This window comes from Haloarcula salina (assembly GCF_049603855.1).
Lineage (GTDB): Archaea > Halobacteriota > Halobacteria > Halobacteriales > Haloarculaceae > Haloarcula > Haloarcula salina_A.
In genome coordinates, this window is the sequence record NZ_CP187146.1 from 2,374,634 (window position 1) to 2,400,919 (window position 26,286).

Annotated in this window: 26 protein-coding genes; 15 read left to right on the forward strand and 11 right to left on the reverse strand. The window is 69.8% G+C overall.

The annotated features are described in order from the left end of the window. Positions 1-73: 73 nt before the first annotated feature. From tenA to ACOZ4I_RS12225, 5 genes are all read left to right on the forward strand, one after another. Positions 74-733 (forward strand): thiaminase II, encoded by a 660-nt coding sequence (tenA, locus tag ACOZ4I_RS12205; protein WP_423999903.1) that lies wholly within the window; start codon positions 74-76, stop codon positions 731-733. After that, on the forward strand, positions 730-1,491 hold the full coding sequence (locus ACOZ4I_RS12210) for a TenA family protein (RefSeq protein ID WP_423999905.1): 762 nt from the start codon (positions 730-732) through the stop codon (positions 1,489-1,491). Before tenA ends, ACOZ4I_RS12210 begins: the two co-directional genes overlap by 4 nt. Next, positions 1,492-3,000, forward strand: coding sequence for a sodium:solute symporter family transporter (locus tag ACOZ4I_RS12215; protein ID WP_423999907.1), 1,509 nt, complete (start codon positions 1,492-1,494; stop codon positions 2,998-3,000). Further along, positions 2,997-3,119 carry a hypothetical protein gene (locus tag ACOZ4I_RS12220; protein ID WP_423999909.1) on the forward strand — a complete coding sequence of 41 codons (123 nt, stop codon included), beginning with the start codon at positions 2,997-2,999 and terminating at the stop codon, positions 3,117-3,119. The genes ACOZ4I_RS12215 and ACOZ4I_RS12220 overlap by 4 nt, the downstream gene beginning before the upstream one ends. Positions 3,120-3,189: 70 nt before the next feature. Further along, positions 3,190-3,585: a universal stress protein gene (locus ACOZ4I_RS12225; protein WP_423999911.1), complete on the forward strand. Its 396-nt coding sequence runs from the start codon at positions 3,190-3,192 to the stop codon at positions 3,583-3,585. Between the two features lie 48 nt (positions 3,586-3,633). Here the strand turns inward: ACOZ4I_RS12225 and psmB are convergent, their stop codons facing one another. The 3 genes from psmB to pth2 all read right to left on the reverse strand — a co-directional run bounded on the left by psmB (position 3,634) and on the right by pth2 (position 5,472). Then, positions 3,634-4,326 (reverse strand): archaeal proteasome endopeptidase complex subunit beta, encoded by a 693-nt coding sequence (gene psmB / locus ACOZ4I_RS12230; protein ID WP_423999913.1) that lies wholly within the window; start codon positions 4,324-4,326, stop codon positions 3,634-3,636. Beyond that, positions 4,326-5,060: an archaeal proteasome endopeptidase complex subunit alpha gene (gene psmA / locus ACOZ4I_RS12235; RefSeq protein WP_423999915.1), complete on the reverse strand. Its 735-nt coding sequence runs from the start codon at positions 5,058-5,060 to the stop codon at positions 4,326-4,328. The genes psmB and psmA overlap by 1 nt, the downstream gene beginning before the upstream one ends. Positions 5,061-5,133: 73 nt before the next feature. Further along, the gene (gene pth2, locus ACOZ4I_RS12240; protein WP_423999917.1) at positions 5,134-5,472 is read right to left on the reverse strand and encodes a peptidyl-tRNA hydrolase Pth2; all 339 of its coding nucleotides are present in this window, start codon (positions 5,470-5,472) and stop codon (positions 5,134-5,136) included. Positions 5,473-5,657: 185 nt separating this feature from the next. On the opposite strand from pth2, the gene dcd reads away from it, so the two are divergent. The 3 genes from dcd to ACOZ4I_RS12255 all read left to right on the forward strand — a co-directional run bounded on the left by dcd (position 5,658) and on the right by ACOZ4I_RS12255 (position 7,889). After that, on the forward strand, positions 5,658-6,245 hold the full coding sequence (gene dcd, locus ACOZ4I_RS12245) for a dCTP deaminase (RefSeq protein ID WP_423999919.1): 588 nt from the start codon (positions 5,658-5,660) through the stop codon (positions 6,243-6,245). A gap of 103 nt (positions 6,246-6,348) precedes the next feature. Next, positions 6,349-7,242, forward strand: coding sequence for a thiamine-phosphate synthase family protein (locus ACOZ4I_RS12250; RefSeq protein ID WP_423999921.1), 894 nt, complete (start codon positions 6,349-6,351; stop codon positions 7,240-7,242). After that, entirely contained in the window at positions 7,239-7,889 is a 651-nt protein-coding gene (locus ACOZ4I_RS12255; protein WP_423999923.1) for a class I SAM-dependent methyltransferase, read from the forward strand. Before ACOZ4I_RS12250 ends, ACOZ4I_RS12255 begins: the two co-directional genes overlap by 4 nt. An 83-nt stretch (positions 7,890-7,972) precedes the next feature. Here ACOZ4I_RS12255 and ACOZ4I_RS12260 read toward each other — a convergent pair whose 3' ends face one another. Both ACOZ4I_RS12260 and ACOZ4I_RS12265 read right to left on the reverse strand, forming a co-directional pair. Continuing rightward, positions 7,973-8,845, reverse strand: coding sequence for an ABC transporter permease (locus tag ACOZ4I_RS12260; protein ID WP_423999925.1), 873 nt, complete (start codon positions 8,843-8,845; stop codon positions 7,973-7,975). Then, positions 8,842-9,909 carry an ABC transporter ATP-binding protein gene (locus ACOZ4I_RS12265; protein ID WP_151103664.1) on the reverse strand — a complete coding sequence of 356 codons (1,068 nt, stop codon included), beginning with the start codon at positions 9,907-9,909 and terminating at the stop codon, positions 8,842-8,844. Before ACOZ4I_RS12265 ends, ACOZ4I_RS12260 begins: the two co-directional genes overlap by 4 nt. Positions 9,910-9,998: 89 nt before the next feature. On the opposite strand from ACOZ4I_RS12265, the gene ACOZ4I_RS12270 reads away from it, so the two are divergent. Further along, a complete protein-coding gene (locus ACOZ4I_RS12270; protein ID WP_423999927.1) occupies positions 9,999-10,673 on the forward strand; it encodes a helix-turn-helix domain-containing protein in 675 nt (224 codons plus the stop codon). Here ACOZ4I_RS12270 and ACOZ4I_RS12275 read toward each other — a convergent pair. Continuing rightward, positions 10,670-11,431: a DUF7001 family protein gene (locus ACOZ4I_RS12275; RefSeq protein WP_423999929.1), complete on the reverse strand. Its 762-nt coding sequence runs from the start codon at positions 11,429-11,431 to the stop codon at positions 10,670-10,672. The two genes, ACOZ4I_RS12270 and ACOZ4I_RS12275, sit on opposite strands and share 4 nt — an antisense overlap. A gap of 162 nt (positions 11,432-11,593) precedes the next feature. Further along, positions 11,594-12,070: an HTH domain-containing protein gene (locus ACOZ4I_RS12280; protein WP_423999931.1), complete on the reverse strand. Its 477-nt coding sequence runs from the start codon at positions 12,068-12,070 to the stop codon at positions 11,594-11,596. A gap of 354 nt (positions 12,071-12,424) precedes the next feature. Here ACOZ4I_RS12280 and ACOZ4I_RS12285 point away from each other — a divergent pair, with 354 nt between their 5' ends. Beyond that, the gene (locus ACOZ4I_RS12285; protein WP_423999933.1) at positions 12,425-14,146 is read left to right on the forward strand and encodes a histidine kinase N-terminal 7TM domain-containing protein; all 1,722 of its coding nucleotides are present in this window, start codon (positions 12,425-12,427) and stop codon (positions 14,144-14,146) included. Between the two features lie 33 nt (positions 14,147-14,179). Here ACOZ4I_RS12285 and ACOZ4I_RS12290 read toward each other — a convergent pair whose 3' ends face one another. Beyond that, positions 14,180-15,112, reverse strand: a complete 933-nt coding sequence (locus tag ACOZ4I_RS12290) for a sulfide-dependent adenosine diphosphate thiazole synthase (RefSeq protein ID WP_423999935.1) — start codon at positions 15,110-15,112, stop codon at positions 14,180-14,182. Between the two features lie 144 nt (positions 15,113-15,256). Here ACOZ4I_RS12290 and ACOZ4I_RS12295 point away from each other — a divergent pair, with 144 nt between their 5' ends. Beyond that, positions 15,257-16,678, forward strand: coding sequence for a YjiH family protein (locus ACOZ4I_RS12295; protein WP_423999937.1), 1,422 nt, complete (start codon positions 15,257-15,259; stop codon positions 16,676-16,678). On the opposite strand, the gene ACOZ4I_RS12300 is transcribed toward ACOZ4I_RS12295, so the two are convergent. Beyond that, a complete protein-coding gene (locus ACOZ4I_RS12300; RefSeq protein ID WP_423999939.1) occupies positions 16,673-17,317 on the reverse strand; it encodes a helix-turn-helix domain-containing protein in 645 nt (214 codons plus the stop codon). The two genes, ACOZ4I_RS12295 and ACOZ4I_RS12300, sit on opposite strands and share 6 nt — an antisense overlap. 81 nt (positions 17,318-17,398) lie before the next feature. On the opposite strand from ACOZ4I_RS12300, the gene hutU reads away from it, so the two are divergent. The 4 genes from hutU to hutH are packed head-to-tail and all read left to right on the forward strand — an operon-like array spanning position 17,399 to position 22,927. Continuing rightward, positions 17,399-19,156, forward strand: coding sequence for a urocanate hydratase (gene hutU / locus ACOZ4I_RS12305; protein ID WP_423999941.1), 1,758 nt, complete (start codon positions 17,399-17,401; stop codon positions 19,154-19,156). Continuing rightward, positions 19,153-20,076, forward strand: coding sequence for a formimidoylglutamase (hutG, locus tag ACOZ4I_RS12310; RefSeq protein ID WP_423999943.1), 924 nt, complete (start codon positions 19,153-19,155; stop codon positions 20,074-20,076). The genes hutU and hutG overlap by 4 nt, the downstream gene beginning before the upstream one ends. Next, complete coding sequence (hutI, locus tag ACOZ4I_RS12315) at positions 20,073-21,332, forward strand: imidazolonepropionase (RefSeq protein ID WP_423999945.1); 1,260 nt, start codon at positions 20,073-20,075, stop codon at positions 21,330-21,332. The genes hutG and hutI overlap by 4 nt, the downstream gene beginning before the upstream one ends. 8 nt (positions 21,333-21,340) lie before the next feature. Beyond that, positions 21,341-22,927, forward strand: a complete 1,587-nt coding sequence (hutH, locus tag ACOZ4I_RS12320) for a histidine ammonia-lyase (RefSeq protein WP_423999947.1) — start codon at positions 21,341-21,343, stop codon at positions 22,925-22,927. Positions 22,928-22,969: 42 nt separating this feature from the next. On the opposite strand, the gene ACOZ4I_RS12325 is transcribed toward hutH, so the two are convergent. Then, positions 22,970-25,540, reverse strand: a complete 2,571-nt coding sequence (locus ACOZ4I_RS12325; RefSeq protein ID WP_423999949.1) for an AAA family ATPase — start codon at positions 25,538-25,540, stop codon at positions 22,970-22,972. Then, entirely contained in the window at positions 25,537-26,286 is a 750-nt protein-coding gene (locus tag ACOZ4I_RS12330; RefSeq protein WP_423999951.1) for a 4-phosphopantoate--beta-alanine ligase, read from the reverse strand. Before ACOZ4I_RS12330 ends, ACOZ4I_RS12325 begins: the two co-directional genes overlap by 4 nt.

Consider the following 26,286-nt stretch of genomic DNA (forward strand, 5'->3'; position numbering starts at 1 on the left):
CCCCGCTCACCGACCTACAACCCAGTTATATTAGAAGGCTATAACACGAGGGAGCGCGTTGGCTCGGCCACCAATGGCATTCAGCGACCGATTGCTCGACGCGGGCGCGGACATCTGGGCCGCCCAGAAGGCCCACCCGTTCGTCCGGGAACTGGCCGCCGGCACGCTCGACGAGGGGGCCTTCCGGCACTGGGTGAGACAGGACTACCGCTACCTCCAGGACTACGCGCGGCTGTTCGCGCTCGCCGGCGCGACGGCCCGCGAGGAAGAGACCATGACGCACCTGCTGGGCGTGGCCCACCAGGTGCTCGACACCGAGATGGATCTCCACCGGGAGTTCGCGGCCGACTACGGCATCTCCGAGTCCGAACTGGAGACGACGGAGAAAGCGCCGACCTGCCTCGCCTACACGAACTTCCTCGTTCGGACGGCCTACGAGGGTCACGAGGCCGAGATCGCCGCCGCGCTCTATCCGTGCATGCAGGGCTACCTCGACGTGGCCGAGCACATGGCCGACCTCGCCGAGGAGGAGCACCGCTACACGCCGTTCATCGAGATGTACACCGGCGCGGAGTTCCGCGAGGCGACGGACTGGTGTCGCGCGTACGTCGATCGCTGTGGCGACCGCTACCCCGGGCAACACGACGCCATGGAGGAGGCGTTCCTGACGAGCGCGAAGCTCGAACACCGCTTCTGGGAGATGGCCTACACGCAGGAGGGGTGGGAGCTATGAGCGGCGGCGAGACGTACGCCGACTACGCCGCGGGCGTCGACGATCCGCGCTTCACTGAATGGCTCCGCGACCGTGACCGAACCGCGTGGGACGCCGCCGTCGACCATCGCTTCGTCCGCGAACTCGGGGCCGGCACGCTCTCGGAGGCCGCCTTCGCGCACTACCTGGTGCAGGACTACGCCTTCGTCGGCGAACTCGTCGGGACGTTCGGCTACGCCGTCGGGCAGGTCCCCGACATGGCCGCGAAGCGCCGCCTCGTCGAGTTCCTCGACACGGTGACCGACGAGGAGGACGACTACTTCGAGCGCTCGTTCGCCGCGCTGGGCGTCGACGACTCGCGCTGGCAGAATCCCGAACCCTCGGCCGTGACGGCGCAGTTCCTCGACCTGCTCGGGCGCGCCGCCCGCGAGGGCGGGTACGCGGAGACGCTGGCCGTGCTGGTGCCCGCCGAATGGGTCTACGAGTCGTGGGCGACGGCCGCCGCCGAGCGCCACGGCGACCCGGACGCCGACGGGCCGCCGAGCGCCGGGATGGGCCTGCCCTTCTACTTCGCGGAGTGGGTCGACCTCCACGCCGTTCCCCCGTTTCGGGCGTTCGTCGACTGGCTCCGCGGCCAGTTGGACGCCGTCGGGCCGACGCTCTCGCCCCGGCGGGAGGCCCGCGTCGCGGCGCTGTTCGACCGGACCGTCGAACTCGAAGTGCAGTTCTTCGAGTCGGCCTCCGACGCGGCCGCGGACGAGCGCGAGGTGAGCCCGTAGATGGTCTCCGCGACGGTCGTGCTCGCCGCGACGGCGGTGACGGTCCTCGCTTTCACCGGCGTCGGCCTGCTGGCCTCGCGCGGTCGCGTCGACTCGGTGGAGACGTACATCTCGGCGCGCGACTCCGCGGGGAGCGGGACGCTCGCCGCGACCGTCATCGCGTCGATGATGGGCGTCTGGATCCTGTTCAGCCCGGCGGAGGCGGGAGCCGCATTCGGCGGGCTCCCGGCCGTGCTCGGCTACGCTATCGGGAGCGCCATCCCGCTCGCGCTGTTCGTTCCCGTCGGCGCGCGCATCCGCGAGGTGATGCCCGCCGGCCACTCGCTGACGGAGTTCGCCTACGCCCGCTTCGGGACCGGGATGTACGTGTTCGTCCTCGGGGTGTCGGTGTTCTACATGTTCGTCTTCCTCGCCGCGGAGATGACCGGCATCGCCGGCGCGCTGGCGTTCGTCGCCGGCGTGCCCCACTGGCAGACCGCCCTGCTCGTCGGCGGGTTCGTCCTGCTGTACACCACCTACGGCGGCCTGCTCGCGAGCATCGTCACGGACACCGTCCAGACGCTGGTCATCCTCCCGCTGCTCGCGGTGGGCTTTGCAGGCGCGCTGCTGTCGCTGGGCGGCGCGGGCGAACTCCACGCCGCGGCGGTGTCGGCCGACCCGGTGCTGCTGGACCCCGCGTTCGGCCCCGGCCTGGAGTTCGGACTGTACGTCGCCTTCGCCCTGCTCGGCGCGAACATGCTGAACCAGGGCGTCTGGCAGCGCGTCTACGCCGCCGACGGGGAACGCTCGCTCCGCCGCGGGATGGGCCTCGCCGCGGTGGTCGTCGTCCCCATGCTCGTGCTCTCCGGCCTGTTCGGCATCGCCGCGGCGGGGCTGGGCCTCACCGAATCTGGCTCCGCGAGCATCGCCTTCTTCCTCGTGCTGGCCGAGGCGTTCCCCGCGGGGGTCACGCTCGCCGTCGTCGTCCTCGCCGTCCTGCTCGTGATGAGCTCCGCCGACACGATGTTCAACGCCATCGCCAGCGTGGTCACCGCCGACCTCGCCCGCGTGCTCGACGACCCGGACGAGCGGACCCTCTGGCTCGGCGGGCGCGGCCTGACGGTCGCCGTCGCGCTCGGCGCGATGTTCATCGGCGCGCAGGGCTACAGCGTCCTCCAGCTGTTCCTGACGGCCGACCTGCTCGCCGCCGGCGTGTTCGTCCCGTTCCTCGCGGGGCTGTACACCGAGCGGCTCACCGGCCCGGGCGCGATCGTCGCTGGCCTGGCGGGCCTGGTCGTCGGGTTCGCGTACTTCCCGACGCTCCGGGGCCTGCTCGCCGCGATTTCAGGGCTCGGGAGCGCACTGCCGGCGCCGTCGTTCCTGTTCGCGTTCGCCGGGGCGACACTCGTCTCGGCGGCCCTGACCGCGGTCGCAACCGCACTCGGTAACGCGGACGCCGATCTGGAGGCGCTCGGGCGCGAGGTTCGCTCGCTGGACGAGCCGATGGCCGACGGGGGGCGCGAGCGATGAGTCTCGTCGTGCTGGCGGCCCTCGGCCCGACGGCGTTCGCGGCGCTCGCGTGGGGCTCGATCTGCCTCGTCCTCGCCGTCTTCGCCGCCGTCTGCTGGCTCGTGGTCAGCGAGCGGTAGCCGGCCGATCTGCCGCTGACGCATGGTAACGTAGGACATACTTATTATTCAGGCCCACGGGAACGGGGACATGACGACCTTCGTGCTCGCGACGAACGCCGTCTCGGTCAGCGAAACGCTGTGTTCGTACCTGCAAACGGTGCTCGACGCCGACGACGTCGTCTACGCTGTCAACTCACAGCGCGGCGGTGCGAACACGTCCGAGCGGGCCATCGCGGACGGGAAGACCGCACTGGAGGTCGTTCCCGACCGGCTCGACGACCTCGCGACGGTCGAGACCTACCAGATCATCCGGGGGAACAGCCCGGCGACCGACATCTTCGACATCGCAGAGGAGGTCGACGCCGACGAACTGGTCATCGGCGTCCGCAAGCGCAGCCGGACCGACCGGCTGCTCTTTGGCAGCGTCGCCCAGGACATCATGCGCCAGTCGGACTACCCGATGCGCGTCGTCCCACGGGAGTGAAACGGAACCGGCCGCGCGAGCGTCGTCACGCGAGCGAAAAAAGACGGCTTACGACGCCGACTCGTAGTCGTCGAAGGCGTCGACCTCGACGCCCTCGGCGGTGATCTCGGCGATGACGACGCCGTTGCCGGAGCCGGTGTCGCGCTCGGCGGCGGCCTCGACCGCCCGGATGGCGAGCGAGCGCGCTTCTTCGAGGGTCATCTCGGACTCGTACTGGCCCTCGATGGTCCCCGTCGCGACCATCGTCCCGGAGCCGGTGACGGTGTAGTCGTCCTGGAGGACGCCGCCGGCCGGGTCGATGCTGTAGACGTGGCTGCCCTCTTCGTCGACCCCGCCGACGATGGGGTTGATAGCGAAGTACGGGCCGCCGCGGGCGAAGTTACCCGCGAGCGTCGCCAGTGCGTGAATGGAGAGCGGCTCGTCCCGGCGGACCTCGTAGAGGTCGGCCTCCGCACGCAGCGAGCGGATGAACGACTGCGCGCCGCCGACGCTGCCGACCAGCGTCATCGCGGCCGTCGGGTGGATCTGCTCGACCTTCGTGACCTGCTTGTTCGAGACGAAGCGGCCGCCCAGCGAGGCGCGCCGGTCCGTGGCGATGATGACGCCGTCCTCGGTCGAGAGGCCGACGGTCGTGGTCCCGGTCTTGACGACGTTCTCCTCGTCGCGGCCCTCGTCCTCGTTGGGGAGGGTCCCGACTTCGGGCTCGTAGGCGTCGGTGAGCCGGTTCTCGGGGTCGTACATCAGTTCTCACCTCCGAGTTCGAACTCTTCGAGGCGCTCGGCGATGTCCTCCTCCGAGAGCTTCTCGAACTGCTCGGACTCCACGTCGATAGTGGCGATGTCGACGCCCGTGGCGTCGAGGCCCTCGTCGTTGACCGACGCGAGCGCCCGGAGCGCGAGTTCGATACCGCCCTCGAGGTCCATCTCCTCGGCGTACTCGTCTTCGAGGAACGACTGGATGTCCTCGCGCGAGCCGCCGATGGCGACGGCCTGCCACTCGTAGGGGGTCCCCGACGGGTCCGTCTCGAACAGCCGCGGCTGGCCGTCCTCGATGCCCGCGACGAGCAGCGCGACGCCGAACGGGCGTGCGCCGCCCGTCTGGGTGTACTGCTGGATGTAGTCGGTTATCTCCTTCGTGAGCGACTCGACCGACGCCGGCTCGTCGTAGCGCAGGCGGTTGACCTGTGCCTGGCGACGCGCCACGTCGATGAGCTGGCGCGCGTCGGCCACGTGACCGGCGCTCGCGACGCCGACGTGGGAGTCGATCTCGTGGATCTTCTCGATGCTGTCGCGCTCGATGAGCGGCGACCGGGCGTGGCGGTCGGCCGCGATGACGACGCCGTCCGCGGTGCGGACGCCGACGCTCGCGGTCCCGCGCTTTACGGCTTCCCGTGCGTACTCGACCTGGTAGAGGCGCCCGTCCGGCGAGAAGATGGTGATCCCGCGGTCGTACGCCTGTTGTTCGTTTCCTTGCATGATGTGTAGTGTCTGTTGTTCACCTGAGGTTAGGGTTACTCTTATATAGACCTATCGCGGATGCCGACTGCCCTCAGTACAGCGGCAGGTCGCCGGTGACGCGGTCCACTAGCTCGTCCTGAGCGGGGCCGACGGCCAGCGCCGTGACGGTCCCGGGATCGAGCTGTGTGTGGCCGGCGTCGCGGACGACCGCATGCGGCAGGCCCTCGCGCTCGGCCACGTCAGCGAGCTCGAACAGCTCGGACTCGCTGGTGGCCTTCAGGACGACCTTCTTCTGCCCCTCGCCCTTCCAGGCCTTCCGGGGCTTCCGACCGGCGTCCTCGTACGCCGACAGGGAGGCGTGGGCGACCTGCGCGGCGAGCTTGCCCTCGCCCATCCCGATGTCGGCCCGCGCGACGATAGCCTGCTTCATACCCTGTCATAGACACCCGGACTTAAACGCCCGTCGGAGTACCTGCACGGTTGCACATACCACAGAGTACATACGCCGTGGCCGAAGACGTGCCGGAGACGCCCGAGTGCGTCGGCGGAGCCGAGCCGCTCGCGTTCGCGTCGCCAAACACCAAGTTTAGGCTTACGGCCGCAAACGCCACTCTCATGATACTCTCAGACGCGGATATTCTGCGGCGGCTCGAGGAGGGCGACCTCGTCGTCGAGCCGCTCGACGACCCGGACATCCAGATCCAGCCCGCCAGCGTCGACCTGCGGCTGGGCCGGGAGTTCCTGGAGTTCCAGCACGCCAACATCCCGTGTATCCACCCGAACTCCGAGGACGAGGTCGCGGACTACGTCGACGAGACCATCGTCGAGGAGGACGGGGAGTTCATCCTCCACCCCGGCGACTTCGTACTCGGGACCACCCACGAGCGCGTCGCCATCCCCGACGACCTCATCGCCCACGTCGAGGGGCGGTCGTCGCTCGGCCGTCTGGCGATCGTGGTGCACGCGACGGCCGGACTCTGTGACCCCGGGTACGAGGGCCAGATCACGCTCGAACTCTCGAACCTCGGCACCGCGCCGGTCGCGCTCACACCCGGAATGCGTATCTCGCAGCTCACCTTCACGGAACTCAAGACGCCCGCCGACCGCCCGTACGGGGCCGAGCGCGGCTCGAAGTATCAGGGCCAGACGGGGCCGCAAGCGAGCAAGATACAGGGAGATCGCGAGTTCGGAGGCGACCAATGAGCGGGCCGCGAGCACTGCGAGCGGGCCGTGAGTATTGGGTTCGAGCGAGTGAGTTCGGAGGCGACCAATGAGCGGGACAAGCCACGACGGAGGGCGGCGATAGATGCGCTTCGTCGAGGAGATCGTCGTCGACGACTTCCTGCCGACGTTTCGCTCGCTGCTGGCCGACGCGCTCAGAGAGCGCGGGCTGACCCAGTCCGAGGTCGCCGGCCTGCTGGGAATCAGCCAGAGCGCCGTCTCGAAGTACGTCCACGGCGACGTGGAGCGCCACGCGGCTCTGCTCGACCACCGCGGCCTGAACGAACTGGTCGAGCGGCTGGCCGACGGGCTGGCCGAGGGAGAGATGAGCCCCGTCCAGGCGCTCGTCGAGACCGAGGTGTTCATCCGCGAACTGGAACAGGGCGGCGCGCTGGCACAACTCCACGAGGACGCCGTCCCGGAGCTGTCGGCGTACGACGACTTCGCCGTCCACGACCCCGACTCGACGCTCCGGACGGCCGAGCAGACGCTCGCCTCGGTCCGCCGCGGGCTCTCGGTGCTGGAGAACACCAGCGGCTTCGCGACGCTCATCCCGGCGGTCGGGTCGAACCTCGTCCAGTGTCTCCCCGACGCGGCGGGCATCGAGGACGTGGCGGCGGTCCCCGGCCGCATCCTCGACGTGAAGGGGCGAGCGACCATCCCGGCCGACCCGGAGTTCGGCGTCAGCGAGCACGTGGCCACGCTGTTGCTCGCGGCGCGGGCGGCCGGAAACGACGCCCGCGCGGTGCTGAACGTCCGATACGACGAGGCAGTCGTGGCCGCGCTGGCGGACGCGGGCTACACGGTCGTCGAGTTCGATGCCGACGAGAGCGTCGAGACCGCCGTCGCGGCCGCGCTGGCCGACGACCCCGACGCGGACGCGCTGTATCAGACTGGCGCGATGGGTATCGAACCGGTGGTGTACCTGCTCGGCGACGACGCCGCGTCGGTCGCCGAGACGGCGCGCGAGATCCTGTGACCGACGCGCAGTCCTTCTACGGCCGGTGGGCCGCCGTCTACGACCGACTCGCGAGCGCGCCGGGCGTCTCGTCGTGGCGCGAGCGGACCGCGGACGCCCTCGCGCTCTCGCCCGGCGACACCGTCGTCGAGATGGGCTGTGGGACCGGGGCGAACGTGCCGGTCCTCCGCGACCGCGTCGGCCCGACGGGGCGAGTTGTCGGCGTCGACGTGACCCGAGAGATGCTGGACCGGGCGCGGGAACGCCCGGAGCGAACCGGCGAGCGCGTTCACTACGTCCGTGCGGACGCCGCTCGACCACCGATCAGGGACGTCGACGCCGTGCTCGCGACGTTCGTCGCCGGCATCTTCGAGGACCCCGCGGCGGCCGTCGACGCGTGGTGCGACAGCGTCAGCCCGGGGGGACGGGTCGCGCTGCTGAACTTCCAGCGGAGTCCGAGCGCGCTCGCCGCGCCGCTGAACGTCGCGTTCGAGGGGTTCGTCAGGCTCTCAGCGCCGGGGACGCGGCTGTCGCGGCGATCCCACGCCAGCGCGTTCGAGCGCCGGGTGGCCGCGGCCCGGGAGCGACTCACCGAGCGGACGGTCGACCGGCGCTACGAGACGATGGCCGGCGGGTTCGTCGGCCTGCTCAGCGGGACCGTCGCGTAGCGCACGCGGGTTCCGGCGGGCACCGGGAGGGCCGAAACGCTTCCAGCGGATTCGGCGGGCGGAGAGGGGGCAGGGCGGCCCGGTCACGCCACCGCGGATCCCGTCGCTCGACCCATGAGCCAGACGGAGACGGCACCGAAGACGACATCGAGCGCACAGAGAACCGCGAGCGCCGGCACGAGGGTGTCGTAGACGCCGCCGAACGCCGTCACCTCGACGACTGTCAGCACGTCCCGACCGAGGACCAGCGCTCGAATCGCGTCGACGCCGTAGGTGACCGGATTGACCGTGGCGACCACCTGCACCGACTCTGGCAGCGAGGACGCGGGGAGAAACGCCGAGGAGAGAAACAGAAGCGGGAACAGCAGGAGGTTCCCGACGGCGTCGAGCGTCTCCTCGTCCCGGGTCGCCACCGCGACGGCGTTCGAGAGCGCCATGTACCAGAGCGCGAAGAGGACACAGACGAGGGCGATGCCGAACAGCCCCACGAGTCCGGTCTCGACGGTGGCGCCCATCGCCAGTCCGAGGCCGAAGATGACGAACACGTAACAGACGAGGCGGAACAGTTCGGCGGCGGCCTTGCCGGCGAAGACGGCGGTCCAGCGCATCGGCGAGACGGTCACCTTCTCGAACATCCCCGTCTGGAGGTCCTCGACCAGTCCGAGGCCAGAGGAGAGCGAGGACGACATCGACACCTGGACGACGGCCGCGGGGAGGACGAAAGGAAGGTAGCTGACGCTCTCGAACCCGGCCCGTTCGAGAGCGAGGGTGCCGACGTCGCCGAAGACGGCCGTGAACATCAGCAGGGAGAACACCGCCATGAAGAGTTCGAGGAAGACGACTGTCGGATTCCGAATCGCCTTCCGGGTCCACCGTTTGAAGTTGACCCAGATGTCCCCGACGAAGGCGTTTCCGGCCGACCGCGACGGACCGGCGTCGACGCCCGCGAAACTCATCGTGTCCCTCCGGACGGTCCCGGCCCCGTCTCGCCGTCGTCCCCGGCGTCGAAGCCATCGGTTCGCCCGTCCGCGATGGCGAAGAAAACGTCGTCGAGCGTCGGTTCGTCCACGTCGAACCCGGTCACGGCGACGCCCGCCTCGCGGAGCGCAAGCAGGTAGTCCGTGCCGCGCTCGGCGGCGTCCGTCGTCGTCACCCGAACCGTGTCGTCGACGGTTTCGACCGTCGCGTCCGGACCGAAGCGCGTCCCCTCGCGGGCCACGTCGGCCGCCGTTTCGGCGGTCTCACGGCCGCCGTCCACGTCGACTTCGAGTATCTGACCGCCGACGCGGCGCTTCAGTTCGGCGGGCGACCCCGTCGCGGCGATGCGGCCGTCCCGGAGGACGGCGACGCGGTCACAGAGCGCGTCGGCTTCTTCGAGATACTGGGTCGTGAGGAATATCGCGGTCCCCGTCTCGTTGAGTCGGCGGAAGTGATCCCACAGGCGGTTTCGCGCCTTCGGGTCCATCCCCGTCGTCGGTTCGTCGAGGAAGACGAGGTCCGGATCGTGGACGAGGGCCGTCACGGCGTCGAGTCGCTTCTTCATCCCGCCCGAGAACCGTTCGGCGGGCGTGTCGGCGACGTCACCGAGGTCCGCGAGTTCGAGCAGTTCCTCGATTCGCTCCGCTCGCCGACCGCGCGGGACGCCGTAGGCCTCGCAGGCGAACGCGACGTTCTCCCGCGCGGTCAGTTCCGCGTCGACACTCACGTCCTGTGCCATGTATCCGATGGTCTCCCTGACCGCCGTCTGCGCCGCGGTCGCGTCGTGGCCGTTGACGACGACTTCGCCCTCGGTCGGTTCCAGCAGCGTCGCCAACACCTTGACGGCGGTCGTCTTGCCAGCACCGTTCGGCCCGAGGAACCCGAAGAACTCACCGCGAGGGACGGTGAGCGACACGTCCCGGACGGCCGTCGTTCCGTCCGCGTAGGTGACGCGGAGGCCGTCGACGCGTATCGCCGCCGTCGACGCGGCGGCCGGCCGGTCGGGATCGTTCGCGACACGTCGCTGTTTCGGTTTCGTCATCGCCGTCAGAGTGGTCGCTCGCCGGTACCGAGAGCGTTCTGTGACGTATGAGAGGTGGATTTATGTGACGGTTCCGGCACACTTCGGGCATGAAACATCTCCGGGTCACCGCTCGCATACCGCCCGACTACGCGCCGGAGTTCTTCGACCTGCTGGCGAACGATCCCGAAATCGAGGAGTCGCGCATCGTCGACTGGAACCGCACCCCCGAAGGGTGTGATACCGTGCTGTTTGCCATCGACGGCGACGCGACCCGGTTCGTCGACCGCGCGCCCTCGACGCCCGGCGTCGAATCGGTGACGCTCTCGGGTGTCGAGCGGCGACGGACGTACGCACTCGTCGAGAATCGGCCGCTGTCGATGCCGATGTTCGACGCGATACACGACGCCGGCACGCGGCTCGGCCTCGTCGTCCTCAAGCCGCTCATCTATCGCGACGGCACGGTCTCCTGTCGCGTGGTCGGCGAAGCGGGGCCGCTGCAGGACGCCCTCGACGACGCGCCAGCGCCAATCGACGTACGGCTGGACAGCATTAGCGCCGTCAGCGACGGACTGGCGCGGCCGGCGTCCAGACTCAGCGAGCGTCAGCGCGAGGCCGTGAGGACGGCCCTCGCCCTGGGATATTACGACCGGCCTCGCGGTGCGACCCACGAGGACGTGGCCGCCGAGCTGGGGTGTGCCCCCGCGACGGTCAGCGACCACCTCCAGCGCGCCGAGGCGAAACTCGTCCGCGCCGTCATGGACGACTTCGGTCCGACGGTCTAGCGCCGATAGCGCTCGGCGTGGCGCGGACAGAACTCGGGGCCTCGTAACTGGGCGTCGACGACGCCGGGCTGGCGGTGGGGATTGTGGAGCCGACAGGTTTCGTCGTCGCAGAACGCCTCGCCGGTGGCGAGGTAGTGAAACGCCTGCAGGACGTAGCCCTTCAGCGCGTCGGTCGTGCGCGGGTCGTCGGCCACCAGAAAGTCGCCCTCGACCGCCTGTTCGAGCACCTCGCGGGGCGGCGCGTCGCCGGAGCGGAGGGCGTGCTTCTGCTGTTCCTTGTAGTACTGTTCGGGCTTGGCCGGCGCTTCGTACAGCCCCGGCACGGAGACCAGCGCGGGCTGGCCGAGGACGGTCACCCGCTTGTGCCAGCGGCCGTCGTGGTCGCCCCAGGTCCCGAGCACGCGGTCCAGCAGCGGGACGTGGAGGTGGTCGAGCGAGCGCTCGTCGGCGGGGAGTCGCTCGTGGAGCGCTCGCTGGACCGCCAGTCCGTCGTAGATGACGCCGCCCGCGCGTTCGGGCGAGTCCAGCGCTCGCTCCTCGTAGCGAACGACGCCGAGCATCGTGTTGCCCGTCTCCCGCTCGTGGGGCGAGAGGACGCGTGCCTCGGCGAACGACTCGGCGAGGTCCGAGTCGCCGTACAGCGAGAGGAATCGGTCCCGGACGGCGACGGCGGCGTCGATACGCTCGTCGAGCCACGCGGCGATCGCGTCGGCGTCGACCACGGCCGTCGGCGCGCGATACAGCGTGACGGACTCCATCGTATCGGCCGGTGGTATCGCTGAGTGATACCGTTTTCGCTCCCGCGTTGTCGCCCCGGTCGAGACTAAGTGCGGTCGCGGCTGGGGCGCGGGACGACGGCGAGTGGGCGGCAGATGAGTGGGACTACCGCACGGGCGTCGGCCGTCGGAGGGCCAGCGGCGTCAGGCTGGGGTCTCGTGTGGCAGCTCGGTGAGGCCGCCGTCTAGCGCGTCGAGGAAGTCGGTTATCGACCAGGTCGCCTCCCCGTCCGTACAGGGGTAGACGCCGACCAGTTCGTCCCCCTCGTAGGCGGCCGCCACCAGCATCGGGGTGCGGAGCACCTCCTTGCTCCCGCCGACAAGCAGCGACGAGGTGCGCGTCTCGAACGGCGGCCGGAGGCTGAGTCCCCGTTCGCTCGCCCAGGTTTCGTACCGCTCGACGGTGTCGAGAACGTCGCTGTGCACGCTGTGCTCCGAGACGGCGATCTCCTCGGGCCAGGTCTGGATCTCCACGTCGTCGAGGACGCCCGCGGCACGGAGTTCGGTGAGTCTATCGATGACCGTCGCTCGCGGTCCGCAGACCGGCCGACGACTCCACAACCGGACCGTGACGGTGCCCGCGTCGACGTCGTCGACGGGTTCGTCGTCCGTCCGCTGCATCTTCTCGGACATTGGTTGTCAATCACTAACATGTGCTGTCTGCTACATCATAATTGTTGTCGCTAGATCGATATTATCTGATTATACACTACTAATACCAGCTATTTCTAGGATATAGTTTCGATATTCGACACAACATTGTGTGATTGTCAAGATATATCGTCGAAACGTCCAAACGCAAAACGAGTACCCGCGTCGGATTCGGCGACGGGCAGTCCAGACGTGATCTGTCCGGTCGCGAGACGCCCCACGTTCGAGGTAGTCCGAGGCCGATCGGAGCGGACAGCACCCTGGTATCAATTCTGATTATTTCACGAATGGACTCTTACCAGTCAGCGCGAGAGATTCAGTCGGATGGACCTGTTACTCGCGCACCTTCTCGGCCTGCTACTGACAGCGGTGGTCACGGCCATCACGGCGTACTGGGTCCGACGCCAGACCGACGACAGGTCCGCGACAGTGATGGCGGCGATGCTCGTCACCCAGTCGATCTTTGCGACGCTCGTCGCGGCGCAGGTGCTCGCACCGACGCTCGGGATGAAACAGATGGTCGGTCGCCTCTGGTTCAGCCTCTTTCTAATGGGGCCGTCCATCCTGTTGGTGTTCGCGGTGTCGTTCACCGGCCGGGAGGCCTGGCTGACCAGGCCGGTCCGGTGGACGCTACTCGCCTTCGTCGGTGGGGCCGTAGCGCTTACGCTGACTGAACCGCTACACGGGCTGCTGTTCCTGAACGCACACATCGCGGCCGAGCCGTTCCCGCACCTCGCCGTCGAGACGACGGCGCTCGCGAAAGTGCTCGCGATCGGGGCGAACCTCCCGGTCGTCGTCGGTCTCGGACTGCTCTTCCACATGCACTTAGTCTCACGACGAACCACTTGGTCGCAGACCGGTTCGCTCCTGGTCGGACTACTCTTCATCGTCGTGCCAGCGCTGCTCTCGGTGACCGACTTCGTGCCGATTCGGGGGTTTCCGTACGGGGTGTTTGGTGCCAGTATCTTCGGCGTAATCGTCTCCTTCGGACTGTTCAAACGCCACCTGTTCGGCGTCGTCCCGCTCGCACGCGGCGCGGCGTTCTCGTCGCTCGACGACGCGATCCTCGTCGTGGACGGCGAACGGCGACTCGTCGATTTCAACGAGGCGGCGGCGGACCTCTCCCCCGACCTCGAGACACATCTCGGCGACCCGCTCGACGACGTCGTTCCTGCACTCGTCGACACCGACCGCCGTGCGACCGACGGAGCCGGTGTCGTTCCGATGGCAGCGGAGACCGCGGCAAAAGCGGAGACCGGCCCCTTCGCCTCGACGGTCGAGCTGACCGATGAGTCCGGGACGCGGACGCTTCGGGTGCAGTCTTCGAAGATAGCGCGCGGGGGAGAGCCCCGCGGGTACGTGCTCGTGCTCCGCGACGTGACCGAACTGGAACGGTACGCCGCAGACCTCGAACGGAAGACCGAACAGCTAGAGCAGTTCGCGAGCGTCCTCAGTCACGACCTTCGGAATCCGCTGTCTGTCGCCCACGGTCACGTCGCACTCGAGGCCGCGGACGGAGACTCGGACCACCTCGAGACGGCGCTCTCGGCGCTCGATCGAATCGACGAGACCATCAGCGACCTGTTGACGCTGGCGAAAGAGGACAGCGCGGCGGTGGAGATCGAGACGGTCGACCTCCGGGCGGTCGTCGACGCGGCCTGGGAGACCAGCGACACCGACGCCGTGACGCTGACCAACGACGTCGACGACTCGACGACAGCCGCCGCCGACCGCTCGCGGCTCCAGCGACTGCTCGAGAACCTCTTCCGGAACGTCGCGGACCACGGTGGCGACACCGTCAGAGTCGGACTGCTATCTGACGGCTTCTTCGTCGAAGACAACGGTCCCGGGATCCCGCCGGCGGACAGAGAGACGGTGTTCGAGTACGGGTACTCCGGCGACGACGGGACCGGCTACGGACTCGCGATCGTCGCCGCCATCGCCGAGACACACGACTGGGACCTGTCGATTACGGAGAGCGAGAGCGGCGGCGCTCGCGTCGACTGTACCGGGGTCGAGGTGCAGTCGACGCGAGCGATACAGTAAGGTCGGGTCCGAAGCGGGCTACGATCGATCGGCTCAGTCGTCCGCGGGCGTCGCGGCGTCGCGGCTCGTGATGTCGACGGGATCGGCGTCGACCTCCAGTTCGTCGAGCGCGACCTGCGCCGCGCGCTTGCCGGAGACGAGCATCGCGCCGAACGTCGGCCCCATGCGCGGGAGGCCGTACGTCGTCGCCGTGGCCATGCCCGTGACGACGAGGCCGTCGTGGGCGAGACCGGTGTGCTCGACGACGGCGTCCTCGCTCTCGCCGACCCACATCGAGTCGTGACCGGGCGAGTCGTGGCCGGGCGCGCCGTAGGTGTCGTCGCTCGTCTGGTCCATGCCGGAGTTGGACTTCGCGTCCTCGATGCCCGGCGCGTTCAGGACGCCGCGCTCGTCGAGTTTCTTGACGGCCATCGCGTCGTGGCCGGTGGCGTCGATGACGAGATCGGCCTCGACGGCGATGGGGTCCACGCAAGTGATCTCGCGGGGCAGCGCGTGGACCGGCGTCCAGTTCATGACGATGCCGCCGACGCGGTGGTCCTCGCGGATGACGATGTCGGTGAACTCCGTCATGTTCTGCATCTTCGCGCCGGCGTCGCAGGCGGCCTTGATGAGGCCGGAACAGGCCTCCGGGCCGTTGGCGACGTACAGGCCGTCGCTGTCCTTGGACTGCTTGTAGTCCACGTCGAGCTCTGAGAGAACCTGCTGGGCCGGGTCGCGCACGGTGACCTTGTTCATCAGGAAGCCGCCGAGCCAGAAGCCGCCCCCGAGGTAGTTGTTCTTCTCGACGACCATCGTCTGGACGCCGCGCTCCGAGAGTTCCTTCGCGGCCATCAGCCCCGAGGGGCCGCCCCCGACGATGATGACGTCGGAGTCGGAGAAGTCCATGAACTCCTCGGTCCACTCCTGTCCGATCGCGCGGGTCACTTCCGCCTCGCCGACGTCGCTGAACTGGTCGAATTCGCTCATACCACTTAGTGATATTTTGTGGTGGTACAAAGTCGTTCTGATGCGTCGCGTCGCTCGGACGAGTCGGCCGACCGCCTTTACTTATAAACCCACCCCCACACGGTGGTTTCAGGACTAACGGCCGAACAGGGGTAGTGTGTGGTAATGTCTACCGAAACGAGCGGAACGTACACGGTCGACACGGAACCGAGCGCCAGAGACATCGACGACGTCGACCTCCACGAGTACGACGCACGGCCGGTGGTGAAGTTCCTCGTCGCCTTCCTGGTCGGCGGCGTGTTCTTCCTCCTGCCCGTGCCCTACCAGGGGGAAGTCACGGTGCCGTTCGACATCGTCGTTAGCAACGTCACCGAGACGTTCCCGACCGCCGTCGGCGTCTACTCGCTCGCGATCATCGTCGCGGGCGGGGTACTGACGACGCTGGCGATGGTCGGCGACGAGGAGGTCGCCGGCTACGACCTGTCGTACTTCGAGACCTCGGGCGTCTTCTGGGCGCTCCGGGTCGCCGGCCTGCTGCTCGCGCCGGTGATGTTCCTCAAACTCGGCCCCGAGTGGCTCCACACGCCGGGCACCGGCGGCCTGATGTGGGGGACGCTCGTGTACAGCGTCGGCGTCATCATCCCCATCGGGGCCATCTTCATCACCATCTTCGTCGAGTTGGGCGGCCTGGAGTTCGTCGGGACGCTCGCTCGTCCCGTGATGCGCCCGCTGTTCAAGGTGCCCGGCCGGGCGGCGCTTGACAGCCTCGCCTCCTGGGTCGGCTCCTACAGCGTCGGCCTCTACGTGACGCGAAACGTCTTCGAGCAGGGCGGCTACCACAAGCGCGACGTGTTCACCATCGCGACGTGCTTCTCGACGGTGTCCATCGGCTTCGTCGGCGTCGTCGCCGCCACGCTGGAGATGCTGCCCCAGTTCCCGCTCATCTTCGGCGCGTACTTCCTCTGTGTCGTCGTCACCGGGGCCATCCTCGTCCGCCTCCCGCCCATCGCGACGACGCCCGAGGAGTACATCGCCGAGCCGGACCCCGAAGTCGCCTTCTCCGGGTCGCCGACAGACTACGTCCGGCTGGCCATCAGCGAGGCCGTGGGGAAGGCCGCGGAGGGCGAGACGTTCGCGCAGGCGGCCAAGCGCGGCTTCGTCGACGGGCTGAAGCTGACGAGCCTCATCCTCGGGACCATCCTCGCGGTCGGGCTGGCCGCCACGCTCCTGTCGGCGCACACGCCGGTCTTCGACATCCTCGGTCGCCCGCTGACGCCCGTCATCGCCGCCCTCGGCATCCCGAACGCCGAGGTGGTCGCGCCCGCGACCATCGTCGGCATCACCGAGATGTACGTCCCCGTCCTGCTGGTGACCGAGACGGCGACGAAGGCGAAGTTCTTCGTCGGCGTCCTCGCCGTCTCCCAGCTCATCTTCTTCTCCAGCGTCGGCCCGATGATGATGGACATGTTCAGTGACGTGCCAATCCGCTTCCGCGACCTCGTCGCGCTGTTCGTCATGCGGACGATCATCCTCGTCCCGCTCGTCGCCGGCATCACCCACGCGCTGGCCGCGCTGGGCTTCCTATAGGTACTCCACCAGCGACTCGGCCAGCTTCTTCTCCGCCCGTCGCAGGTGGTCCTCCGCGGTTCGGCGCTCCACGCCCACGCGCTCCGCGACGGCCTCGGTCGTCGTCCCGCGGGGCAGTTCGTAGTACCCGTCTTCGTACGCCGTCAGGAACACCTCGCGCTGCCGGGGCGAGAGGTCCGGCAGCACCGCGTCGACCGTCAGCAGCGGCGCGTCGGGCGTCACCGACTGCACCTCGCGCTTCGACTCGACCGTCACGTCGAACTCGGCGGCCAGCGAGCGGTACACTCCCGAGAGCGAGTCGGGGCTGAGCGCCAGCGCGCGGACCAGCTTCCCGCCCTCGGCGTACTTCAGCGGCGGAACGAGCAGGCAGCCCTCGCTCGCGAGGTAGCGCTCGACGTTGTTGTCGAGGCGCGACTTCAGACAGTCCTCGGTGACCAGCACCTGCTCGTCACCCTTCTCCAGGCGCTCGCCGATGCCGACCGTCTCGCGCACCTCCGCGAGCACGTCGTCGGCGTCGCGGCCGCTGACGTGCAGCAGGTCGCTGTGGTCGTTGCACCACAGCTCGATGACGGTCCCCGTCCCGTCCGTCGCCGCCTCGTAGGCCCCGTCGCCGTACACCCGGAACACGGCCTCGTACATAGCTAGCGTTTCACAGAACTATTTAAAAACACTTCCGAGCGGTGCGGGGTCGCTATCACGCTCGCGGCCCTTTGTCGTGGTATGGCACAGCAGTCAGCACCCGACGGCGACGCGGACGGTATCGGCTCCCCCTCCGAGCAGTGGCGCGAGTATCAGGGCGCGCCCACCGGCACCGACATCGAGTGCGAGGGGTGGCGACAGGAGGCCGCCCTCCGGATGCTGAACAACAACCTCGACCCGGAAGTGGGCGAGCGACCCGAGGACCTCGTCGTCTACGGCGGCACCGGTCGCGCGGCCCGCTCGTGGGACGCCTACGACGCCATCGTGGACGAACTCCGGGACCTGGGCGACACCGAGACGCTGCTCGTCCAGAGCGGCAAGCCGGTCGGCCGCTTCGAGACCCACGAACGAGCGCCCCGCGTCCTCATCGCCAACTCCAACCTCGTCGGGAAGTGGGACAACTGGGAGCACTTCCACGAACTCGAAGCGAAGGGGCTCATCATGTACGGCCAGATGACCGCCGGCTCGTGGGCCTACATCGGCACACAGGGCATCATCCAGGGGACCTACGAGACGCTGGCCGCCCTCGCGCGCGAGCACTACCCGGGCAACGACGGCCTGCGCGGGAAGGTCGTCGTCACGGGTGGCCTCGGCGGAATGGGCGGCGCACAGCCCCTCGCCGTGACGATGAACCACGGGGTCTGTATCGCCGCCGAGGTCGACGAGGAGCGCATCGACCGCCGCATCGAGACGGGCTACTGCCAGGAGAAGACCGACGACTTAGACGAGGCCATCGAGCGCGCACAGGCGGCCGCCGCGAACGGCGAGCCCTACAGCGTCGGCGTCCACGTGAACGCCGCCGACATGCTGGAGGCGATGCTCGAACGGGAGTTCGTCCCCGACGTGGTCACCGACCAGACGAGCGCTCACGACGAACTCGAAGGCTACTACCCCTCGGGCTACACCGTCGAGGAGGCCGACGCCCTCCGCGAGCGCGACCCCGAGACCTACGTACAGGAGAGCCTCGACACGATGGAGCGCCACGTCGAGGGTATTCTGGAACTCCAGGAGCGCGGCGCTATCGCCTTCGAGTACGGCAACAACATCCGCGGGCAGGTCGAGGACCACCGCGACCTCGACGCGGCCTTCGATTTCCCCGGCTTCGTCCCGGCGTACATCCGCCCGCTGTTCTGCCAGGGGAAGGGCCCGTTCCGCTGGGCGGCGCTCTCGGGGGACCCCGCGGACATCCACCGGACCGACGAGGCCGTCACGGAACTGTTCCCCGAGAAGGACGACCTGCACCGCTGGATCGAGCTCGCACAGGAACAGGTGTCGTTCCAGGGCCTCCCCTCGCGGGTGTGCTGGCTCGGCTACGCGACCGAGGACGGCCTGACCGAGCGCGCCCGCTTCGCGCTTCGCATCAACGAACTGGTCGCCGAGAGCGAGATATCGGCCCCTATCGTGGTCACGCGGGACCACCTCGACGCGGGAAGCGTAGCCTCGCCGAACCGCGAGACCGAGGCGATGAGAGACGGCTCCGACGCCGTCGCGGACTGGCCCATCCTGAACGCCCTGCTGAACTGCGCGGCCGGCGCGGACATCGTCAGCGTCCACGACGGCGGTGGCGTGGGCATCGGCAACGCCCTGCACACGAACAACCACGTCGTCCTCGACGGCACCGACCTCGCCGCCGAGAAGGCCCGCCGCGTGTTCACCACCGACCCAGGCATGGGCGTGATTCGCCACGCCGACGCCGGCTACGAGGTGGCCGAGGACGTGGCCGACGCCCACGACGTGGCCGTCCCGATGCGCGACCGCGAGGCCGGGCGCGAGCGATGACCGAACTGACCGATCCCGCGCCGTGGACGGGGCCGTCGAGCGACCCGAACGACGAGCAGTTCGGCGACGTGATCGAGACGGCGGCTCTCGACAGCGCCGGCGAGTACGACGCCGTGCTGGTGGGCGAACCCTACGACGGTGCCGTCATCGGTCGGCCGGGCGCGCGCGAGGGCCCGGCGGCCATCCGCCGCGAACTCGCGGGGACGAAGACCCACCACGTCGAGCGCGGCGCGGTCGACGCCGTCGCCGACCTCGGCGACGTGGAGATCCCGCCCGGGGGCGTCGAGCGCGTCCAGAACGCGGTCCGGTCGGTGACTGCGGAGGTCCACGCGACGAACACCGTGCCCGTGTTCCTCGGCGGCGACAACTCACTGACGGTCCCCAACGCCGCGCCCCTGCTGACGCACTCGACGGTGGGCGCGATCAGCTTCGACGCCCACCTCGACTGCCGGGCGGTCCGCGACGCGCCGACCAGCGGGACGCCGTACCGACAGCTCCACCGCGCCGGCCTCGATACGCTGGCCGTCGTCGGCGCGCGCCACTTCGAGACCTCGACGGCGTACCACGACTACCTCGCCGAGCAGGGCGGGCGCGTCCTGTCTCCCGACGACGTGTCCGGCGACCCGCTCGGCGCGGTCGACGAGGCGCTGGCCGCGCTGGGCGACGTGGACGCCGTCTACGTCAGCCTCGACCTCGACGTGCTGGCGGCCGCAGCCGCGCCCGGCGTCAGCGCGCCGACGCCCGGCGGGCTCTCGACGCGGGAACTGTTCCGGATGCTCGGCCACGTAGCGGGCGACCCCCGCGTGGCGGGCTTCGAGGTCGTCGAGTGCGCCCCGCCGCTGGACGACGGGACCCGGACGGCCCGCGTCGGTGCCCGCGCCGTCGCGCACTTCCTCTCCGGGCTGGGGGCGGACCGATGACCGACTTCGACGCCGTGGTCCACGGCGCGACCGAACTCGTGGTCGGCCCGGACGAGAGCGGCCGCGGCCTGGAGACCGTCGCGGACGGCGCGCTCGCCGTGGTCGACGGGTCGGTGGCCGCCGTCGGGCCGACCGACGAGGTGATCCGAGAGTACCCGCCGGAGAACGCCGCGAGCGCCGTCGACGCGAGCGGCCGGGCCGTCCTGCCGGGGTTCGTCGACCCGCACACCCACGCGCTGTTCGCCGGGGACCGCTCCGACGAGTTCGCGGCGAAACTGCGCGGGAAGTCCTACCAGGACATCCTCGCCGAGGGCGGTGGCATCCTCCGTACCGTGCGCGCGGTTCGCGACGCCGACGACGAGACGCTTCTCTCGAACCTCCTCGGCCACCTCGACACGATGCTCGCCCACGGCACGACGACGGTGGAGGTGAAGTCTGGCTACGGCCTCGACACGGAGACGGAGCTTCGGATGCTGCGGGTCATCGATCGCGCGGACGACGCCCACCCGGTCGACGTGGTTCCGACGTTCATGGGCGCACACGCCGTGCCCGAGGGTCGCGACGCCGACGCGTACGCGGACGAGGTCGTCGACGAGCAGCTCCCCGCCGTCGAGTCGCAGGGAATCGCCGAGTTCTGTGACGTGTTCTGCGAGGAGGGCGTCTTCTCCGTCGCGCAGTCCCGCCGCGTCCTCGAAGCGGGCCGCGACGCCGGGCTGACGCCGAAGGTCCACGCCGAGGAACTGGCCCACGTCGGCGGGACGCAGTTGGCGGCCGACCTCGGGGCCGCGAGCGCCGACCACCTCCTGCACGCCACCGACGACGACATCGGGGCACTCGTCGAAGCGGGCGTGACGCCCGTCCTCCTGCCGGGGACGGCGTTCGGCCTCGGAGCCGAGTACGCCGACGCCGCGGCCTTCCTCGACGCCGGCGCGCCGGCCGCCGTCGCGACGGACTTCAACCCGAACTGCCACAGCCACAGCGTGGGCTTCGCGCTGTCGCTGTCCTGCGTCGAGATGGGACTGACGCCGGCCGAGGCGCTGATCGCCGGGACGCACAACGCCGCGCTCGCGCTGGACCGCAGCGACGGCCTGGGGACGCTCCGTGCGGGCGCGCCGGGCGACGCGCTCGTCCTCGACGCGCCGACGCACGTCCACGTCCCCTACCAGTACGGGACGAACGTCGTCGACACCGTCCTCAAGGGCGGCGCGGTCGTCGCTGCTGGCGGTACCCCAACGTATCAGTCGTCGGGACCGTAGTGACGGCCATGGCAGACGACAGCACGGCCGAGGTCGTCCTCGACGGGACCTCGCTCACGCCCGCCGACGTGGTCGCGGTCGCCCGGAACGACGCGCCCGTCTCGATAGCCGCCGACGCGCGCAAGGGGATCCGGGCGTCACGCGAGCGCGTCGAGAGCGTCATGGAAAGCGGTGAGGCGGTCTACGGCGTCAACACCGGCTTCGGCGACCTCGTGGACGAGCGCATCCCCGCCGACGAACTCGAAGCCCTCCAGACGAACCTCCTGCGGAGCCACGCCGCCGGCGTCGGCCGCGAACTCGCCCGCGAGGAGGTCCGCGCGGCGATGGTCGCTCGCGCGAACACGCTCGCGAAGGGGTACTCCGGCGTCCGCGAGGCGGTGGTCGACCTGCTGGTGGCGATGCTGAACGCGGGCGTCACGCCGGTCGTCCCCTCGCGGGGCAGCCTCGGCGCGAGCGGCGACCTCGCGCCCCTCGCGCACCTCTCGCTCGTCTGCATCGGCGAGGGCGAGGCCCGCGTCGACGGCGACCGACTCGACGGCGCGGCCGCGCTCGCCGCCGCCGGGCTGGAACCGGTGACGCTGCGGGCCAAGGAGGGGCTTGCGCTCGTCAACGGGACGCAGGTGACGGTCGGCCTGGCCGCGCTCGCGCTGGTGGACGCCGAGCGACTGGTGAGCGCCGCCGACGTGGCCGGCGCGCTCTCGACGGAGGTGACGCTGGCCTCGACGGTCCCGTCCCACGAGGCCGTCACCGCCGTTCGTCCCCACGCGGGCCAGGCCGCGAGCGCGCGGAACGTCCGCCGCCTCACCGCCGACTCCGACGTGGTCGAGTCCCACCGGAACTGCGACCGCGTGCAGGACGCCTACTCCTTCCGCTGCCTTCCGCAGGTCCACGGCGCGGTCCGAGACGCCGTCGCGCACCTCCGCGAGGCCGTCGAGACCGAACTCAACAGCGCCACGGACAATCCGCTGGTGTTCCCCCGCGATCGGGTCGACGACCGGGCCTCGGGGACCGACAGCGCGGCCGTGCTCTCGGGCGGGAACTTCCACGGCGCGCCGCTCGCGCTCCGCCTCGACTACCTCGTGAACGCGCTCACCGAACTCGCCGCCATCTCCGAGCGCCGCGTCGACAGGCTTCTCAACCCAAATCTGCAGGAGCCCCACCTCCCGCCGTTTCTCACGGCCGACAGCGGCGTCCGCTCGGGCTACATGATCGCCCAGTACACCGCCGCGGCGCTGATCAACGAGTGCCGGTCGCTCGGCCGCCCCTCGATGGACAACACGCCGGTCAGCGCCAATCAGGAGGACCACGTCAGCATGAGCGCGCAGTCGGCGCTGTTCGCTCGGCGCGCGGTCCGGAACGTCGCGTCCGTCCTCGGCGTCGAACTCTGCTGTGGGACGCAAGCGGCCGAGTTCGTCGACGACGGTCTCGCCCTCGGCGTGGGGTCGGCGGCAGCCGTCGACGCCGTCCGCGAGGTCGTGCCGCCGCTCACCGAGGATCGGCCGGTCCACGAGGACATCGACGCCGCGAGCGCTCTCGCCGAGTCAGCCGCGTTCGCGGACCGGGTGGCGGCCGCGCTCGACGGCGACCTGGAGTGAGGCGGACGGCCGTCCCGCGACGGCAATCGCCTGCTCTCCGCCTCACTCGCCGATTCCGAGGTCCGCCGTGTCGCCGGCCCGCTGGTAGCGCTCGCGGTCGTCCCAGTCCGCGATGCTCGAATGGGTCTCCCGGGCGGCGGTTTCGAGGTGGGCCTGCCTGATCTCCGAGCCGTCGCGGAAGGCGTGTCTGGCGGCGTCCTCGACCAGCAGTTCGAGGTCGCTCGCGGCGTAGCCCGCGGTCAGTCCGGCGATGGCCTGTCGGTCGATGTCGTCTGCCACCGGACGGTCGCGAAGGTGGACGCCGAGGATCGCCGCCCGCGCCGCGGCGTCCGGCGGCGGCACCTCCACGCGCTCGTCGAACCGGCCCGAGCGGCGCAGCGCCGCGTCGATGTCCTCGACGAAGTTCGTCGCCGCGACCGCGACCACGTCGTCGTCGGCCGCGCCCTCCAGTTCGGTGAGCAGCTGGTTCACGAGCTGCTGTTCGCTCGCGTTCATCGACCCGCGGCGCGACCCGGCGATGCCGTCGATCTCGTCGACGAACAGCACGCACGGCGCGTTCGCCCGAGCGATCTCGAACACCTCGGCGACGTTGCGCGCCGGTTCGCCCATCCACTTGCTCGTCACGTCCGCGGGGCTGATCTCGACGAAGCTGTGCCCGAGTTCGCCGGCCAGCGCACCCGCGAGGTGGGTCTTGCCACAGCCCGGCGGGCCATAGAGCAGCAGGCCGGAGAGCACGTCGATGCCGTACTCGTCGTAGGCGTCGGCGTTCTCGATCGGATCGAGGACCGCCTCGCGGAGCCGCATCTTCAGGTCGCCCATCCCGCCCACGTCGTCGAAGTCGCGGCCCGGGTCGGACTCGACGAGCGAGGCGGCCTGCAGGTCGACGCCGTCCGGTTGGACGACGCCGTCCCCGGCGACCGTCTCGGGGTCGACCCAGTCAGCGATGCTGGTCTCCACGTCCCGGGCGGCCCGCAGCAGGTGCGCCGTCCCGATCGGCGCGTCCTCGCGCAGCGCGTGCCGAGCGGCGTCGTCCGCCACGAGTTCCACGTCGCTGGCCGCGAAGCCGGCCGTCTCCTCGACGACGGGGCCGAGGTCGAGGTCGGGCTCCGTCGGCCGCCCGGCGAGATGGATGTCGAGGATCTGCCGGCGCGCCTCGGCGTCGGGCGGCGGCACCTCCACGCGCTCGTCGAACCGGCCCGAGCGTCTGATCGCGCCGTCCACGTCCTCGATGAGGTTCGTCGCGCCCAGGACGACCACGTCGTCCTCGGCGATGCCCTCCAGTTCGGTGAGCAGCTGATTGACGAGCTGTTGCTCGCTGCTGTTCATGTTGCTGTCGCCGTCGCGAGCGCCGGCGATGCCGTCGATCTCGTCGACGAACAGCACGCACGGCGCGTTCGCGCGGGCGATCTCGAACAGCTCCTCGACCTTCTGGGCCGGCTCGCCCATGTACTTGCTCGTTACGTCCGCGGGGCTGACCTCGATGAAGGCGTGGTCGACCTCGCCCGCGAGCGCGCCGGCGACGTGGGTCTTGCCACAGCCCGGCGGGCCGTGCAGGAGGACGCCGTTGACGACGCCGATGCCGTACTCCTCGAAGGTCTCGGGCTCTTGCAGCGGCCGGACGACCTTGTGGTTGAGCGTCTCCAGCAGGTCGCTCATCCCGCCCACGTCGGCGAAGCTCCGCGATGGGTCCGGGTCGACCAGTCGCTCGGCCCGCAGGTCGACGCCGTCCGGCTGGACGACGCTGGCCTCGTCCGAGGGGCGCTCTCGGTCGATGGTCGGCGCGCCGTCGCCGCGGTCGGGTGCAGTCTCGTCGCGCCGCTCGCCGTTGTCCCGACCGGCCGGCTCGTCTGTCTCGGCCGCCCCCTCGATGCGCTCGCGGATGTTCCGTTCGAGGCGGTCGGGGTTCACGTCGTAGCCGTACTCGGCGAGCCGCCGCGGGTCGGCACTGAGGAACTGCGAGAGCCACGCGTGGCGCTTCAACTCCTCGACGGGCGCCGAGGGGTCGCGGAACGTGACGAGCTTGACCTCCTCGCTGTCCGGCGTGTGGTACTCGGCGAGCCAGAACGGGAGGTACAGCCGGTCGACGCTCGTCACCGCGTCGAACCCGTCCGGGTCGAAGTCGCCGGGGAGGCCGTAGGACTCCCGGAGCTTCCGCAGGAACACGTTCGCGGTCCCCGAGGCGGCCGTGCGCCGCTGGTCGCGGTACTCCGAGACGCGCCGGGGCAGCAGCGACCGCGCCTCGTCGTCGGTCACCTGGAACTGGAGCAGGACGGACCGACCGAGCGCCGGGTCGCCGATGCCGAAGTCGTAGTCGGCGGTGGCGCGCCGGACCACGTCCTCGGCCCCGTCGGCGTACTGGGCGACGGCCCGGTCGTTGTCGGCCCAGAGCCCGTCGAGCAGCGCCGTCGCCCGCTTGTCGTCCGTACCGAACAGCTTGCCCTTCCCCGTCTCGTAGGTGTACTCGACCACGAACACCGGGTAGAACACGCGATGGAGGCGTTCGAGTTCCTCGCGCTCACCGAACTCCGTCAGCGTTCGCTCGTCGAGTTCGGCCCGCACGGTCTCCTCGTCGGGGAGCCGGCGGTCGGCGTAGACGTACGGCGGCAGGCTCATTCGAGGTCACCCTCGCGGATGGTGCGCTCCGCGTCCGCGCGGGCGCTGTCGGCGTCGAAGTCCTCGATGGCGGCCCGCTGGGCCTCGGCGTCGCCCCGGAGGGCCCGGGCGTGCTCGGTGACGTTCGGGACCGCCCGGATGATGTTGTCGACGATGGGGACGGCCGCGACCTCTGCCGAGCGGCTCCGCGGATTGAGGTCGACGACGAGTTCGGTCTTGCCCATCTCGCCCAGCGCCTCGGCGCGGTCGCCGTCCTCGAGCGGGACCAGCACCACGTCGGCGTCGCCGATGCCGTCGGCGTCCACCTTCGCGCGCTCGTGGTCGAGTCCGGGGATGCGCCCGTCGGCGATCAGTCCCTTCACCTCGCTCGCCCCGTGCTCGCGGAGGTACTCGGCGATGGCCTCGATGCGCTCCTCCGTGCGGTTGAACAGATTGACTTCGAGGTCCGCGCCGGTCGCCTCGGCCAGTTCGACCAGTTCACCGGGCACCAGCGCGGCGGCGTTGCCGTTGACGGAAATCACGGCGTGGTCGGCGGAGAGGAGGTGAGCGGCAGCGGCCCGCTCGGCGCGGTCGGCGCTGTCGATGGTCCGCTCGCCGAGCAGGTAGTCGAAGGCCTCGCCGCGGCCCTGGGCGATCAGCCCCTGGCGGGACGTGATACCGCGGTCGACGCCGGCCTCGATGCGGTGGCGGGTCAGCAGCGATTCGTAGCGGGGGTGACTTTCGGGGACCTCCACGTCGTCACTCAT